We start from the raw sequence: 14,145 nt of genomic DNA on the forward strand, positions 1-14,145 counted from the left end.
TAAGAAAGGTGATGGACAGAATGAAAATTGAAGCAGTTATTTTTGATTGGGCAGGGACAACAGTTGATTACGGATGTTTTGCACCACTAGAAGTATTCATGGAGATTTTTCATAAACGGGGTGTAGCAATTACAGCAGAAGAAGCTCGTAAGCCAATGGGGTTATTAAAAATAGATCATGTAAGGGCACTTACTGAGATGCCTCGTATTGCGAGTGAGTGGAATCGTGTTTTCCGACAATTACCAACAGAAGCAGACATTCAGGAGATGTATGAAGAATTTGAAGAGATTCTCTTCGCTATTTTACCGCGCTATGCTTCGCCGATTAATGGAGTAAAAGAAGTGATTGCTTCTTTACGTGAAAGAGGAATTAAAATTGGTTCAACGACTGGTTATACGAGAGAAATGATGGATATTGTAGCAAAGGAAGCAGCGTTACAAGGATATAAACCTGATTTTCTTGTTACGCCAGATGATGTTCCAGCAGGCCGTCCATATCCATGGATGTGCTATAAAAATGCAATGGAACTTGGTGTGTATCCGATGAACCATATGATAAAAGTTGGGGACACAGTATCAGATATGAAAGAAGGTAGAAATGCTGGAATGTGGACAGTGGGTGTAATTCTTGGCAGTAGCGAGCTCGGTTTAACGGAAGAGGAAGTGGAGAATATGGATTCGGTAGAACTTCGTGAAAAAATAGAAGTAGTTCGCAATCGTTTCGTTGAAAATGGGGCGCACTTTACGATAGAAACGATGCAGGAACTCGAAAGCGTAATGGAACATATCGAGAAACAAGAACTTATTATTTCATAAAAGGGGAATAGGATCATGACTGAAAATCACTACTTATTATTAACACCAGGACCATTAACGACAACAAAATCAGTAAAAGAAGTTATGCTATACGATTGGTGTACGTGGGATGATGAATATAATACGATGGTGCAAGAAGTAAGAGCTAAACTTGTATCGTTAGCGACGAAGGAAGAAGAGAAATATACAACAGTGTTAATGCAAGGAAGCGGTACGTTTTCAGTTGAAGCAGTAATTGGTTCTGTTATTCCGGCAAATGGGAAGCTTCTCGTTTGTACAAATGGTGCGTACGGTAAGCGCATTGTGCAAATGGCAGAGATGTTACAGATTGATGTAGTGGTCAGTCAAACAGAAGAGTGGGAACCTACTAATATTGTAGAAGTAGAGAAGTTATTGCAAGAAGATAAAGAGATTACGCATATTGCAGTTGTTCATTGCGAAACGACGACAGGCATTATAAATCCAATTGTAGATGTATGTAAATTAGGAAAACAGTATGGAAAGGTTACAATTGTTGATGCGATGAGTAGTTTCGGCGGGATTGAAATAGACATTGCTGATTTACAAATTGATTTTTTAATTAGTAGTGCGAATAAGTGTATTCAAGGGGTTCCTGGATTCGGATTTGTAATCGCAAAACGTGATGAATTATTGAAGTGTAAAGGGCAAGGACGCTCTTTATCTCTTGATTTATATGATCAATGGGAAACGATGGAAAAACAAAATGGGAAATGGCGTTTTACTTCACCTACACATGTTGTACATGCTTTTTATCAAGCACTACTTGAACTAGAAAAAGAGGGAGGAGTAAGAGCGCGTTACAATCGATATTACAACAATCAAAAACTACTAGTAAATAGAATGGGAGAAATCGGATTTAAGCCACTAGTAGATGAGGAATATCAATCTCCTATTATTACATCTTTCATTTATCCAAAAGAGGGATTCGAGTTTCAACAGTTATATAACGAATTAAAGCGTTATGGATTTGTTATTTACCCTGGAAAAATTTCGAAAGTAGATACGTTCCGCATTGGAAATATCGGTGATGTACATGAAGAAGATATTAATCGCTTAGTTGATAGTATTGCTAAAGGAGCTGTTATTGGGTGAAAGTATTTTGCTTAGGTGGAGCAGGTAAAATTTGTCGCGAAGCTATTTTGGATTTAGTTCAATTTTCATCTTTTGAGACAATTACAGTAGCTGATTTTAACGAGGTAGAGGGCCGTAAAGTAGTAGAATGGCTCAACGACCCTCGTGTTGATTTTGTAAAAGTAGATGTAAAGAATCACGAGGATACGGTTGCAAAAATGATTGGTTATGACATTGTAATGGACGGTACGACGATAAAGTTAAACAGATTGTCGACCCGCTGTATTGCAGAAGCAGGCTGTCACGGTGTGAACTTAAATGGATTTGGTGAAGAAAATGAATCGCATGCTATATTTGTTGAAAATGAAAAGATATGTTTACCTGGATTTGGCATGACGCCAGGTGTAACGCAAATGATGGCAATGCATGCAGCAAATCAATTGGATACTGTAGAGTCTGTCCGTGTAAGTCACGGTTCGTATCGTCCGATTGCTTTTTCTGCATCAATTACAGAGACAACGACATATGAATATGATCCATATTTACCATCGCGTACAGTGTATGAAGATGGTGAATTTAAGCAAGTACCTCCGTTTGCGCGTCCGAGAGAAATAGAATTGCCAGAGCCTTATGGTAAGGCAACGCAGTATATCATTCCGCATTCTGAAACGATTACGCTAGCAAAGGCACTAGAAAATAAAGGTGTCAAACTGATAGAGACGAGAGGAACTTGGCCACAGCAAAATATGCAACTTGTACGTGCTTTATATGATTACGGCATATTGCGTAATGATCAGATTGAAATAAACGGGAAAGAAATAGGCATTATGGATTGTATTTCACAGTATTTATTGCAATCGAAAGAAGGGCAAGAAACAGAGCTTTATGGTTATGCACTTCATGTAGAAGTAATAGGTATGAAAAATAATGAGAAGCAAAGACATGTGTTATATCATACACATCCGTTATCTGATGGTTCTGTTGTAGGATGGGAAAAATTAAGAGCGTATACGAGAAACGTCGGTATTCCATTTGGGATTGCTGCAGAGTTAATTGCAAATGGAAATGTAAATAGGGTGGGTGTTGTTACGCCTGAAGAAGCCTTTGAAAATCCACAATTGATTTTTGATGAGCTAGCAAAGCGCGGTATTCATATTCATGAAGAAGTTTCTACTTATAAAGAAAATTATAGCTTTGTATAAGTAAGGAAGTTTATAAGGGAGATATAAATGAGGTGAAGCTATGTCTGTAGTAGGAGAAGAAAGAAAGCGAACCATTCTTGAAAAGGTAGAATTTAAAGGGAAAGTAAAGGTTTCAGAATTAGCGAGAGAATTTGCTGTATCAACAGAAACGATTCGTCGATATTTAGAAGAATTAGATCGTGAAAAGAAGCTGAAAAAAGTGTATGGTGGAGCTGTTCAACTTCCAGGCGCTGGAGTAGAGGCACCAATGTTAGAAAGAGAAATGCTACATATAGAAGAGAAGAAAAGAATTGGTTATAAAGCAGCGACATTTGTAGAAGACGGTGATGTCATTGCAATTGATGATGGAAGTACACCGCTTCAAATGGTTCCATACCTTGTTCATCGTAAAAACTTAACGATTGTAACAAGTTCATTTCCAGTCGCAACACAATTAATTTCTTCTATTAATAAAAAGATGTTTCACGGTGAAGTTTTATTTATAGGTGGAAAAGTATCTCCAAAGCATTCGCGTGTATCAGGGTCTATTTCTCAGCAAGTCATACAGCAATTTCATTTTCATAAAGCGTTCGTTTCGATTGATGGGTTATTACCTAGTTTTGGAGTTTCCAGCTTTGAATTAGAGAAAGCGAAATTGTCAGAGGCTATGATGAAATTAGCTGAGAAAACATATATTTTATGTGATCATACGAAGGTAGGAGTGAAAGGGAATTATCGTATAGCAGCAATTTCGCGTATTCAACACGTAATTTGTGATAAAAAAATGCCATATAGCTTTGAAGAAGAACTTAAGAAGCATAATATTCAGTGGACAGTTTGTTAAATACAGTGAAAGCACATAAACTCCCGCCTAATTTTTAGGAGGGAGTTTTATTATCTGTAAATCGTAAAATAAAAGATTTGCAGTTATGCAAAAAGTGGACACATTTTCTCACCTCTTTCATATAATTTACCAATACAAAAAAAGTTGGTCGAAGGAAAGAAGGGAGAACATGTCAGAACGAATATATAATAAACTTGTATTGTACGCGAATATTTTGCAAAAAATCGGTGTCATCAATGAGAAGGAAAAAAGTGAAATTCTTCATACGATAGGTAAAAAAGCCCTTTGAATAAAGGGCTTTTTTATTTTTTTATCTTTAAAAATATAAATTTAATGTAATATTCTCATTGACAATGATAATGATATTCATTATCATTTATTTGTGGATAATTGATAATACTTATCAATTGTAAAGATTATATATGATAGGGGATATTATTTTGAAAAAAAATTACATGAAGGCGCTAGTAGTAGCGACAACATTAGCAATTCCATTTGCTACGTACTCTACTCCAGCATTAGCGGCATTAAAAGTTGAAGCAAATCAATCGGTAGCAGCAGCGAGTGATCGCACGTATGATACTGAGATTAAAATATATAAGGATCAAAAAGATGAGCCATCTATGGTTTCTCAATATATAAAAGATCCTAAAGTAACGATTGCAGCTGGCAAAAAAATTGTCACTGTAACAATGCAAGATAGTGATTATTTTCAATATCTTAGAATAGAAGATAGAAACCAGCCTGGTGTATTTCATGATGTGAAGGTTTTGTCAGAAGATAAGAGGAAGAATGGAACGAAAGTAGTTCAATTTGAAATTGGTGAGTTTGAGAAGAAGCACAATATGCAAATGCATATACTTATTCCAGCTATTGGATATGATCACAAATATCAAGTTCAATTTGAAATTAAAGATCCAACTGTAGGTAACAAAGAAACAGAGAAACCAGATGATAACTCTAATTCAGGCAATACGGAAACGGATAATCCAGTTGATAATCAAAATATGATAACAGATAACAAATTAAGAGAACTTGTGAATAAAAAAGTATTTAATAGAAAAGATTTAAATACACCAATTACGAAAGAAGAGTTATTACAAGTAAAGGATTTGTTTTTAAATACGAATGAGATACTTGATTATAGTGCATTAAAATATATGCCAAATTTAAAATCTTTAACAGTTGCGAATGCGAAGATAAAAGATCCGTCGTTCTTTGCGAACTTAAAGCAATTAAGTCATTTAGCTTTGCGTGGTAATGAATTTTCAGATGTAACGCCACTTGTTAAGATGGATAATTTAGAATCTCTTGATTTAAGTAATAATAAAATTACAAACGTTGCACCACTAACTGAAATGAAAAATGTAAAAAGTTTATTTCTATCAGGCAACCAAATAGAAGATGTAACAGCATTAGCGAAAATGGAACAACTAGATTACTTGAATTTAGCAAATAATAAAATTACGAACGTTGCTCCATTAAGCGCTTTGAAAAATGTAACATACTTAACTTTAGCAGGTAATCAAATTGAAGATATTAAAGCGTTATATTCATTACCTTTAACAGACTTAGTATTAACACGTAATAAAGTTAAAGATTTATCCGGCATTGAGCAAATGAAGCAATTAGAAGAATTGTGGATCGGGAAAAATGAAATAAAAGATGTTACTCCTCTAAGTAAGATGACACAGTTAAAACAATTACACTTACCTAACAATGAGTTAAAGGATATTACGCCATTATCAAGTTTAGTAAACTTACAAAAGCTTGATTTAGAAGCGAATTATATTTCAGACTTATCACCAGTTAGTAATTTGAAAAAATTAGTATTTCTAAGTTTTGTTGCAAATGAAATTCGTGATGTCCGACCAGTTATAGAACTAAGTAAGACGACTTATATTAATGTCCAAAATCAAAAAGTATTTTTAGAGGAAACAGAAGTAAATAAAGAAATAAAAGTACCTATATATGAAAAAGATGGTGAAGTTTCTACGAAAATCCGTCTGAAGAGCGATAATGGTACGTATAGTAATGGCGTAGTGAAATGGAGTACACCAGGTGAGAAAATATATGAATTTGGTGTGAAAGATCCATTCGCGGATACAGGAATTTTCTTTACAGGGTCTGTTATTCAAAATGTAGTAGAAAGTAAAGACGGTAATACGTCTAAAGAAGATGAGAAAACAGAAGTGGTAGAATTTAAAGATGTACCAAAAGGACATTGGTCAGAAGAAGCAATTAATTACTTAGCGAAAGAAAAATTATTTATAGGCTATGGAAATGGTGAATTTGGATTTGGTGATAACATTACTCGTGGACAAGTAGCTCTTCTAATACAAAGGTATTTAAAATTAGAAAATAATCTAGTACCAAAAACGGCATTTACAGATACGAAAGGAAATATGTATGAAACGGCTATTGATGCAGTGGTTCAAGCTGGAATTATGACAGGCTATGGAAATGGTATGTTCCGTCCAGATGGAGTATTAACTCGATATGAAATGTCAGTAGTATTACAAAGAGTATTTCAGTTAAAAGAAAATGAAAATAGTGCAGAGAATTTTAAAGATATACCAAATGGCCATTGGGCGAAAGGATATGTGAAAGCTTTAGTGGATAATAAAATATCAAAAGGCGACGGGGAAGGGAATTTTTTAGGAGATAATTTCGTAACACGTGAACAATATGCACAGTTTTTATATAATGCAATAAAGAAATAAAGTGAAACTTTAATCAGTGGGGGGGGTTGTTCATTCCCCACTGATTATTAGCCCTCACTAATCGGGCTGCCCGTTAATGCGGAATAAAAAATGAGGAAAATACGCTATTCTTTAATTAAAGAGTAGCGTATTTTTTATGTACAAAATGAAATAGGAAATAGATAGGAGTATAGACATATGAATAGCCTATTTTAAAGAAGAACCACGAAACTATATTGACAAAAAAGCGTTCTCATGTGATAATTCAATTAATTTTTAGAATAATCAAAAAATATTCCTTTTACATAGAAAGGATTCGAACCTTATATGAATATTATGCCGGGGGTGACGAAATGTTATTTTTTCTGAAGAAATGGAATGAATTAAAAGATGTGAAATCTGAATTGGCACTTCGTGATTGGTTTTATGGTACCAAAATTAGCTTATCGCTATGTACGTCAAAAGAGCCGTTAACATTCTTAGTAAATGTTGAGGGAAGAGATAAAGGGCTATTTTCGGAAGAAGATTTTATTGTCGTAAATTGCATGTGCGAGTCAGTATTTGAAAATGAAGAAAAACCAGCTGCAGAGTCATTTATGCATGCGGATATTTATAAAAAAAGTAGTGCAGGATGTATTTTACAAGTGCAGACTGTAGATAGTCATTTAATATCAGAGTTATATGGGGAAGAAGGAGAAGTAACGTTCGATAAACGCAGTGTGGAGCGTGTTTTCGGAAAAGAAGGTATAACAGAAATGACAATTCCAATTGTAGAAGATGAAAAAAAATTCGCTGATTTATTAGAAAGGAATGTTCCGAATTTCATTGAAGGTGGAGGAGTAGTTCTTGTTCATAATTACGGCATGATTGTGTGGGGAAAAACGCCAGAAGAGGCGAAAAAATGGCTAGAGGGTATAGAATATTTAATGAACTATCATGTAAAGTTATTAATGATTAAGGGGGCAAGGAGCTCTGTTATATAAAAATGGATGTGATATAGCTACAAGTTAATAAACAAATGAAAGCGTTTTAAAAATAATTTCACTCATAAAATATAGGTCTCCTTATTATATATAGATTACATGTTGACATGTAAGGAGGAACATATTTTGCGAGTTAAATATCATTTTCTGCCAAAGCAGCAAGTAACATTTTGCAAAATAAATGATTCTGGTGAAGAGGCACTGCAAATGATGAACGAAACGGGATTTCGAGCCATCCCGGTATTAGCAGAAGATGAGAAGAAATTCACAGGGATTATTTATAAAGTAGATTTATTAGAAAAAAAATGCAATAGCGGATTAGAGCATGTAAGTGCAGGAGATATGCTCGATGATTCTAATGCATTTATTTTTGAAAAGGATTCCTTCTTCAGAGCTTTTTATGTAATTCGTCGGCTTCCGTTTTTAGCCGTGCTAAATGATTATAATGAATTTGTCGGTATGTTAACGCATTCGAATATATTTGATGTTATTGAAGATTCATTTGGTATGCGAACAGGTGGTTATATATTAACAATTGCAACACAAGATTGTAAGGGAACGATTAAAGAGCTTGGGACATTGTTAAAAGCATATAATATCGGTGGCCTATTTACGCTAGATAACGGTGATCAATATATCCGCCGCGTTATTGTAAATATATCAGATGAGTTAGATGAAACAAAATTAAAGCAATTAATCGGAAAAATAGAGAAAAAAGGATTCAGAGTGAGTCATGTAGATTATATTTAAGTTAAAAAGAAAAGTACCTATCTGTTATATATAGATAGGTACTTTTTTGTCCCGCTATTTGTGGGCAGTAAGATCTTCGCCTCAAAATTCAGCGCAAGCAAAGAAGTTAAGTGGGGGCGGACTGCCCGTAAAAGCCCAATTGGTGAGGGCTGATTATATGTGAGTAATGAACTTTATTTTGAAACAGGAGGCGGGGATAATGCTAGATCAGATAAGAAAATAAAGTCTGCATGCTCACGAATTTTAGGGATAGAAGTTTCAATAACGCGTGATGTAATTTCACCTGGGGGGCCCACATGCCCGATAGCTACCATAATAGGTTTTTCTTGAATTTTTTTGATGAGTAATTGGGCTTGTTTTGAAATATGCCCTGCTGTATATACATCATCAAAAAATAGTTGGTTTTCAATAATAGGAACTCCTAATTCTTTTCCGATTTTTGGGACGACACTATTAGGATTCGTTTTACTATCTAAGTAAAATAAACCGTGTTTTTTACAAGCAGCAAGTATAAGGCGAACAATTCTTTCATCCGCTGTTACTTTTGACCCCATATGATTGTTCATTCCAATTGCATGCGGTACTTCTTGAATCGCTTGTTCAAGTCGGTTGTTTATTTCTTCATCGCTTAAATCAGTTGTAATTGCTTTCGGCCCAAGCCATTCTTTTTTACCTTTTATAGGTTCCATTGGCATATGTATAATAACTTCATGTCCTTTCTTATGGGCAGCTATTGCGTCTTCTTTTGTGGAAGGAAGAAAAGGCATAACAGCAACAGTGAGTGGAATGGGAAGTGATAACATTTGATTAGTCCCCTTCATATTATTACCGAAATCATCAATGACAATAGCAACTTTATTCGTATGAGCATTTGCTTGAATAGGAAATAAGAAAGACGGTAAAAACAAAACAATGATGAATAATGCAATCGTATATTTTCGCATATAAATATTTCCTTTCTATTGTTATCCTGCTATTTGTGGGTAGTAAGACTCCCACCTCAACATTGGGCTGGATAGGTGGGAGATTCACTGCCTACCCGATTGGTGAATGCTAATTATCAGTGGGGGCTGAACAAAAAAACACTGATTAAAGTTTCACTTTATCAATCATCATTATGTTTTGCTTTTTTATATAAATTAAACAAAAAATGTCGAAGAAAAGTAGGTGGAAAATTAAGAATCCCCGGTTTACGTAGAATTTATAAAAAAAGAAGATGAAAAAAATGTCTATTATTGCGAATGTATTTACAAAGATAGAATAATTTGTAATAATTCTCAAAGTGAGGGTAAAGATTTGTAAATTACAGGGAGAAAATGTTAAATTTTCTGATTCTTCAAATTTGCATATGATTAAGTAGTTAAAAAAAGTCAATGGAGAAGTGAAGTTAAGAGCATGGAAGTATAATAAGGGGGATATGGATGTTTACTGTAAAAAGGAAGTACACATTAGAAAAGCTTTCACGTGATATTCATATGAAACGTGAAGAAATGATTCAACTAGGATTAACAAGTGGGCTAAATAGTAGGGAGACAATTCAAGTTAGTCAAGAATTGGACAAGCTTATTTTACAATATCAATGTTATAAAGAAAAACAAACACCGAAATGGTTTTCAATTATAAAAATACCTATTTTCCAAATCGGGTATGAAGGAAAATCAAATAATTTTTGGCGAATGCTTGTGGCTGGTTTTATGAAATAAGTATAATTACCCTTATAGGATAAGGATAATTATACTATGTGTAACGGAATTTCGATATGAACTGTCGTTCCTTCGTTTTCTGTACTGTCGATAAAAATATGCCCATTATACATCTCTACAATTCGTTTACATATGACAAGTCCAAGACCTGTTCCAGTATCTTTATTAGTAAAGAACGGATGAAAGAGGTGTTTTTGAATATGTTGCGGAATCCCTTTTCCAGTATCTGTAATATGCAGTTGTGCGTGTGTTTCATTGTTTTTTACTACAATGGTTAGTGTATCATTAGAAGTCATGGCCTCAATTGCATTTTTGGTAATGTTTAAAACCACTTGTTTCATATGGTCTTTCGAACAACGGATATGAACAGGATGGTCTGGCAAATGTAAATGGAATACAATGTTATGTAAATTCGCCTCAGATTGAATAATTAATGCTACCTCATTTAGAATTGTTCTTACATCATATGTTTGTTCGATGATGGCGGTTGGCTTTCCTAGAATAAGAAATTCACTTACAATTTCATTGATTCGCTCTATTTCTTGTTCAATTACGGAAAAGTAGAACTGATCTTGTTCATCTTTATATTTCTCTTTTAATAGAGCGACGAGTCCTTTAATTCCAGTAAGAGGATTACGGATTTCGTGTGCTGTACTCGCTGCGAAAGTTCCAACTAATTCAATTTTCTGTAGCTCATTTTGTTGTCTTTCAAGTTTTGTTTGACGTTTTAACAACATATATTGAGCAAGCAAAAATAAAATAGACATTAAAAATAAAGTAGCTATACACTCTATTGCAACCCACTGGTATAAGGTTTTTTGATGAATGGGTAATGGAGAAACAGAGACCTTCCAATTCAATCTTTGGAGTGGGGTAGTAAGCATATTAGAATGCGTATCACTTGTGTCGTTATTATCATCGGTTAGAAAAACTACATCATGTTTATCAGTTACCTCAAAATGGTATTGTGGTTTAATGGCATTTAAAGAAGAGGAAATGTAATCAAAGCGTAAACTAGCTAATAATAATCCTGAGAGCTCCTTCTGTTTATTAAATATGGGGGCAGCAATCATAATAGCTTTATGTCCAAGAACGCGATCAGTAATGACTGATGATACAGTGGTTTTTTTAGTTTGGAGCGCGTCTTGAATATATTTACGGTCTGAAACATCTATAGGCTTTGATTCATCTTCAGATGCGATTGTAATGACTCCTTCTGGTGTAGCGTAATATAGACCAGAAAAGCGTGCATCGTTTCCATCTGTATCATGTACAATTTGTTTAATGCCATTTATATTACCAGTCTCGGTGCCTACAACTTTTGCAAGCATGTCTAAAGCAGAAATTGCTTCACCAAGATGATGATCCAAATAATCTCTATATAAAAAGAGAACTGTATGAGCAGATAATTTGTTTTCCTGTTTCATTTTATATGTATGATACGAATAAAATGTAGCACCAATCCCTATTGTCGGTAGGATAACAAGCAATATATATATAATTATGCTTTGGAATTTGACTTTCAAATGTGGTACTCCTTCTTTTTTTATTATCATTATATATAAACTATGTTAAAATTGTCATGTTTTTATTCAAGAATGATTTTTAATATATTAGGGGAGAAGAAATGGATGAGTGAATGCTCATTCGGAATTCACATGAAGTATGAAGTGGTATTTTCTTTTTATTGCTGAGAATTTAAGTGAAGGGTTGAAAGTTGTATGACATCAAATAATGAACGAGAAGATATTTCTCAATCTTTAAAAGTATTTATTGCATTATCTCGTGTACATCGTTCTGTTATGGATACTACAAATAAATCTATACAAAGTAACGGGTTAAATCCAACTGAATTTGCTGTATTAGAACTGCTATATCATAAAGGCGGTCAACCACTCCAGCAAATTGGTGAGCGCATTTTAATAGCTAGTGGCAGCATTACATATGTTGTAGATAAGTTGGAGAAAAAGGGATTAGTAAAGAGAATCCCATGTCCGAATGACAGACGTGTTATTTACGCGCAATTAACTGAGTCTGGCGAGAACTTTATTGCTTCTATTTTTCCGGGGCATGAGAAAGTTATACATCAGTCTTTTGAAATGTTAACGAAAGATGAAAAAGATGAATTACTTGATTTATTAAAAAAAATTGGGAAGTATGAAAAATAATATGTTCCAAAGGAGCTTTGGATAAATAAATCCAAGGCTTTTTTATTTGTAATGAACTCAGGGCAGTCACTGCCGAAATTTGTTGAAAATTAAGAGGGGATTCGAGAATACGTATTGAATTATAATAAAGGTATGTAATGGAGAGGAGGCTCGTTCATGTCATTTAAAGACTATGAATATAAACGCCCAAATATTGAAGAGTTAAAAGAGAAATTTACTGTTGCTTTAGAGAAGTTTGATAACGCAAAAACTGTAGAAGAACAAAAACAAGTCATTCATTCAATTAATGAGATTCGCAACGATTTTGGTACAATGGGAAACCTTTGTTACATTCGCCATTCTGTTGATACGACGGATACTTTTTATAAGGAGGAGCAGGATTTCTTTGATGAATTCTCTCCAGTTGTACAAGGATATGGTACAAAATATTATAAGGCACTCATTAATTCTCCATTTCGTGAAGAATTAGAGGCGTATTATGGAAAACAATTATTTGCTCTAGCAGAATGTGATTTAAAAACATATTCAGATGAAGTCGTGAAAGATTTACAATTAGAAAATAAATTATCATCGCAATATACACAGTTATTAGCATCTGCAAAAATTGACTTTGCTGGAGAAGAAAGAACGTTATCGCAACTGATTCCGTTTATGCAAGGAAAAGAAAGAAGCGAACGTAAAGCAGCAAGTGAAGCATACTACGGATTTTTAGCTGGAAATGAGGAAGAACTAGATCGTATTTATGATGAGCTTGTTAAAGTGAGAACGAAAATCGCAAAATCTTTAGGTTTCAAAAACTTTGTTGAACTTGGATATGCAAGAATGTACCGTACAGATTATAATGCGGAGATGGTGGCTAATTACCGTCAGCAAGTGCTGGATTATATCGTTCCTGTTACAACGGAATTAAGAAAGCGACAACAAGCACGTATCGGTGTAGAGAAGTTAGCTTATTACGACGAAAATTTTGAGTTTGCTACAGGTAATCCAACTCCAAAAGGAGATGCGGATTGGATTGTTGATCATGGAAAGACGATGTATAAAGAGTTATCGGCTGAAACAGATGAATTTTTCAATTTCATGCTAGATAATGATTTATTAGATTTAGTTGCGAAAAAAGGAAAAGCTGGCGGCGGATATTGTACATATATTGAGAATTATAAAGCGCCATTTATTTTCTCAAACTTCAATGGAACATCTGGTGACATTGATGTATTAACACATGAAGCAGGTCATGCTTTCCAAGTATATGAAAGTCGTAAATTTGAAATTCCAGAATATAATTGGCCAACATATGAGGCATGTGAAATCCACTCTATGAGTATGGAATTCTTTACATGGCCATGGATGAAGCTATTCTTTGAAGAAGATGCAGATAAATATTACTTCTCTCACTTAAGTTCAGCACTCCTGTTTTTACCTTATGGTGTATCTGTTGACGAATATCAACATTATGTATATGAAAATCCTGAAGCATCACCGGAAGAGCGTAAGACAGCATGGCGTAACATAGAGAAGAAATATTTACCGCATCGTGATTATGAGGATAATGATTATTTAGAGCGCGGTGGTTTTTGGCAACGTCAAGGACATATTTATAGTTCGCCGTTCTATTATATTGATTACACGCTTGCTCAAATTTGTGCGCTACAATTTTGGAAACGTGCAAGAGATAATAGACAAGAGGCTTGGGAAGATTATGTGAATCTGTGCCAACAAGGTGGAAGTAAATCGTTCTTAGAATTAGTAGAAGTTGCAAATTTAACATCACCATTTGCTGAAGGCTGTGTGAAAAGTGTTATTACAGAAATTGAAGCATGGTTACATGCGATTGACGACACAAAATTGTAAAAAACATGCGCTTTTTTTCACATGTTTAACATCGACATAATGGGAAAATGATGAGA

The 14,145-nt window shown here is 34.3% G+C and carries 12 protein-coding genes; 10 read left to right on the forward strand and 2 right to left on the reverse strand.

Annotation, left to right across the window (positions count from 1 at the left end):
• Nucleotides 1-20: 20 nt before the first annotated feature.
• The 7 genes from phnX to cbpA all read left to right on the forward strand — a co-directional run bounded on the left by phnX (nucleotide 21) and on the right by cbpA (nucleotide 8,367).
• Nucleotides 21-815: a phosphonoacetaldehyde hydrolase gene (phnX, locus tag MKY21_RS06750; protein ID WP_000687366.1), complete on the forward strand. Its 795-nt coding sequence runs from the start codon at nucleotides 21-23 to the stop codon at nucleotides 813-815.
• 15 nt (nucleotides 816-830) lie between these two features.
• Nucleotides 831-1,928 (forward strand): 2-aminoethylphosphonate--pyruvate transaminase, encoded by a 1,098-nt coding sequence (gene phnW, locus MKY21_RS06755; protein ID WP_000138231.1) that lies wholly within the window; start codon nucleotides 831-833, stop codon nucleotides 1,926-1,928.
• Nucleotides 1,925-3,109 carry a saccharopine dehydrogenase family protein gene (locus MKY21_RS06760; RefSeq protein ID WP_016117450.1) on the forward strand — a complete coding sequence of 395 codons (1,185 nt, stop codon included), beginning with the start codon at nucleotides 1,925-1,927 and terminating at the stop codon, nucleotides 3,107-3,109. The genes phnW and MKY21_RS06760 overlap by 4 nt, the downstream gene beginning before the upstream one ends.
• 40 nt (nucleotides 3,110-3,149) lie before the next feature.
• Nucleotides 3,150-3,932, forward strand: coding sequence for a DeoR/GlpR family DNA-binding transcription regulator (locus tag MKY21_RS06765; RefSeq protein ID WP_000117667.1), 783 nt, complete (start codon nucleotides 3,150-3,152; stop codon nucleotides 3,930-3,932).
• 422 nt (nucleotides 3,933-4,354) lie between these two features.
• Nucleotides 4,355-6,655, forward strand: a complete 2,301-nt coding sequence (locus MKY21_RS06770) for an NEAT domain-containing leucine-rich repeat protein (protein WP_080119182.1) — start codon at nucleotides 4,355-4,357, stop codon at nucleotides 6,653-6,655.
• Nucleotides 6,656-6,987: 332 nt separating this feature from the next.
• Nucleotides 6,988-7,617, forward strand: coding sequence for a class II aldolase/adducin family protein (locus MKY21_RS06775; RefSeq protein ID WP_000896005.1), 630 nt, complete (start codon nucleotides 6,988-6,990; stop codon nucleotides 7,615-7,617).
• 126 nt (nucleotides 7,618-7,743) lie between these two features.
• On the forward strand, nucleotides 7,744-8,367 hold the full coding sequence (gene cbpA, locus MKY21_RS06780; protein WP_001264207.1) for a cyclic di-AMP binding protein CbpA: 624 nt from the start codon (nucleotides 7,744-7,746) through the stop codon (nucleotides 8,365-8,367).
• A gap of 173 nt (nucleotides 8,368-8,540) precedes the next feature.
• Here cbpA and MKY21_RS06785 read toward each other — a convergent pair whose 3' ends face one another.
• Nucleotides 8,541-9,311, reverse strand: coding sequence for a divergent polysaccharide deacetylase family protein (locus tag MKY21_RS06785; protein WP_001234107.1), 771 nt, complete (start codon nucleotides 9,309-9,311; stop codon nucleotides 8,541-8,543).
• A 477-nt stretch (nucleotides 9,312-9,788) separates the two neighbouring features.
• On the opposite strand from MKY21_RS06785, the gene MKY21_RS06790 reads away from it, so the two are divergent.
• A complete protein-coding gene (locus MKY21_RS06790; protein ID WP_000495536.1) occupies nucleotides 9,789-10,070 on the forward strand; it encodes an aspartyl-phosphate phosphatase Spo0E family protein in 282 nt (93 codons plus the stop codon).
• A 29-nt stretch (nucleotides 10,071-10,099) separates the two neighbouring features.
• Here MKY21_RS06790 and MKY21_RS06795 read toward each other — a convergent pair whose 3' ends face one another.
• Nucleotides 10,100-11,596, reverse strand: a complete 1,497-nt coding sequence (locus tag MKY21_RS06795; protein WP_000865053.1) for a DUF3149 domain-containing protein — start codon at nucleotides 11,594-11,596, stop codon at nucleotides 10,100-10,102.
• Nucleotides 11,597-11,791: 195 nt separating this feature from the next.
• Here MKY21_RS06795 and MKY21_RS06800 point away from each other — a divergent pair, with 195 nt between their 5' ends.
• Nucleotides 11,792-12,238 (forward strand): MarR family winged helix-turn-helix transcriptional regulator, encoded by a 447-nt coding sequence (locus MKY21_RS06800; RefSeq protein ID WP_000203336.1) that lies wholly within the window; start codon nucleotides 11,792-11,794, stop codon nucleotides 12,236-12,238.
• Between the two features lie 156 nt (nucleotides 12,239-12,394).
• Nucleotides 12,395-14,089, forward strand: a complete 1,695-nt coding sequence (locus tag MKY21_RS06805; RefSeq protein WP_000008576.1) for a M3 family oligoendopeptidase — start codon at nucleotides 12,395-12,397, stop codon at nucleotides 14,087-14,089.
• Nucleotides 14,090-14,145 lie beyond the last annotated feature (56 nt).

Origin of the sequence: Bacillus sp. FSL R9-9497 (assembly GCF_038005805.1) — a bacterium.
GTDB classification, from domain to species: domain Bacteria; phylum Bacillota; class Bacilli; order Bacillales; family Bacillaceae_G; genus Bacillus_A; species Bacillus_A cereus.

Bases quoted from the DNA above. Each gene is read 5' to 3' on its own strand.
- phnX (WP_000687366.1), top strand. From the start codon at position 21: ATGAAAATTGAAGCAGTTATTTTTGATTGGGCAGGGACAACAGTTGAT.
- phnW (WP_000138231.1), top strand. From the start codon at position 831: ATGACTGAAAATCACTACTTATTATTAACACCAGGACCATTAACGACA.
- MKY21_RS06765 (WP_000117667.1), top strand. From the start codon at position 3,150: ATGTCTGTAGTAGGAGAAGAAAGAAAGCGAACCATTCTTGAAAAGGTA.
- MKY21_RS06770 (WP_080119182.1), top strand. From the start codon at position 4,355: ATGATAGGGGATATTATTTTGAAAAAAAATTACATGAAGGCGCTAGTA.
- MKY21_RS06775 (WP_000896005.1), top strand. From the start codon at position 6,988: ATGTTATTTTTTCTGAAGAAATGGAATGAATTAAAAGATGTGAAATCT.
- MKY21_RS06785 (WP_001234107.1), bottom strand. From the start codon at position 9,311: ATGCGAAAATATACGATTGCATTATTCATCATTGTTTTGTTTTTACCG.
- MKY21_RS06790 (WP_000495536.1), top strand. From the start codon at position 9,789: ATGTTTACTGTAAAAAGGAAGTACACATTAGAAAAGCTTTCACGTGAT.
- MKY21_RS06800 (WP_000203336.1), top strand. From the start codon at position 11,792: ATGACATCAAATAATGAACGAGAAGATATTTCTCAATCTTTAAAAGTA.
- MKY21_RS06805 (WP_000008576.1), top strand. From the start codon at position 12,395: ATGTCATTTAAAGACTATGAATATAAACGCCCAAATATTGAAGAGTTA.